At 71.5% G+C, this 1,080-nt stretch carries 2 protein-coding genes and 1 pseudogene; 2 read left to right on the forward strand and 1 reads right to left on the reverse strand.

Annotation, left to right across the window (positions count from 1 at the left end; all coding sequences use genetic code 11):
• Positions 1-198: pseudogene (locus tag R6V09_RS53715) on the reverse strand (nucleopolyhedrovirus P10 family protein); the annotation flags it as partial.
• A gap of 87 nt (positions 199-285) precedes the next feature.
• Here R6V09_RS53715 and R6V09_RS53720 point away from each other — a divergent pair.
• Positions 286-771 (forward strand): Asp23/Gls24 family envelope stress response protein, encoded by a 486-nt coding sequence (locus R6V09_RS53720; RefSeq protein WP_317888636.1) that lies wholly within the window; start codon positions 286-288, stop codon positions 769-771.
• 58 nt (positions 772-829) lie between these two features.
• Positions 830-1,015, forward strand: a complete 186-nt coding sequence (locus tag R6V09_RS53725; RefSeq protein ID WP_019060657.1) for a hypothetical protein — start codon at positions 830-832, stop codon at positions 1,013-1,015.
• Positions 1,016-1,080: the final 65 nt, after the last annotated feature.

The raw sequence follows: 1,080 nt of genomic DNA on the forward strand, positions 1-1,080 counted from the left end.
GTTCGCGTCCTCCGGATCGGCGAGCGCGATGCGCAGCGCGCCCAGCCGTACGCCCCGTACGTGCCGCGCCACGCTCCGCAGTACGGCCTCGGCCGCCCGCTCCGCGATCCACGCGCCGTCACGCCGGTCGCCCAGGGGCAGCAGCCTGCCGAGCCCCAACTGCTGCCGTACCACTCGCGTCCATGAGTCCGCCGTCATTCCTCCAGCCTGCCGCATCCCCGGCGCGGGAGAATGCAACCGCACTTACCGTGGTCGAAGGACGACGACCGAAAGGGACGTACGGCGATGACCGACATGACGGAGCGGAACCGGACGCAGGACCCCGACGGTGAGAGGGAGCCACTGCTGACCCGCAAGACCCCCACCAAACGCGGCGGGGGCGACCCGGCCTCCCGAGGGCGTACCACCATCGCCGACGGGGTCGTGGAGAAGATCGCCGGGCTGGCCGCCCGGGACGTCCTGGGCGTGCATGCCATGGGCAGCGGGCTGTCCCGCACCTTCGGGGCCGTGCGCGACCGGGTGCCCGGCGGTTCGAAATCGGTGTCCCGGGGTGTGAAGGCCGAGGTCGGCGAGGTGCAGACCGCCCTCGATCTGGAGATCGTCGTCGACTACGGGGTGTCGATCGCCGATGTGGCCCGGGCCGTACGGGAGAACGTCATCGCGGCCGTGGAGCGGATGACCGGACTCGAAGTCGTCGAGGTCAACATCGCGGTGAGCGATGTGAAGCTGCCCGACGAGGAGGACGAGGAACCGGAGCCCCGGCTCCAGTGACCGGGCCGACGGATGAAGCCACGAGCAGCGGGCCGACGTACGAGCTGAGGAGCGCAGGATGAGCAGGGCCGTGGTCGGCATGATCGCCGGAATGGCGCTGGGCTTCGCCGGATATTTCGGCGGGTTCGGCGCGTTCCTGCTGGTGGCCGCCCTGGGCGCCATCGGGTTCGTCGTCGGCCGGTTCCTCGAAGGGGACCTGGAACTCGGCGACTTCTTCCGCTCGCGTGACGACCGGCGGCGGTGACGTCCGTGAGCGGCGGGGACGGCGCGGTCGACGAACGCGGCAGACCCCCGGCGGCCGTCCCGCCC

It is taken from the genome of Streptomyces sp. W16 (assembly GCF_033194735.1).
Taxonomy (GTDB): Bacteria; Actinomycetota; Actinomycetes; order Streptomycetales; family Streptomycetaceae; genus Streptomyces.

What these genes read in the sequence shown, in the direction of transcription:
- R6V09_RS53720 (WP_317888636.1), top strand. Translation starts at nt 286, where the DNA reads ATGACCGACATGACGGAGCGGAACCGGACGCAGGACCCCGACGGTGAG.
- R6V09_RS53725 (WP_019060657.1), top strand. Translation starts at nt 830, where the DNA reads ATGAGCAGGGCCGTGGTCGGCATGATCGCCGGAATGGCGCTGGGCTTC.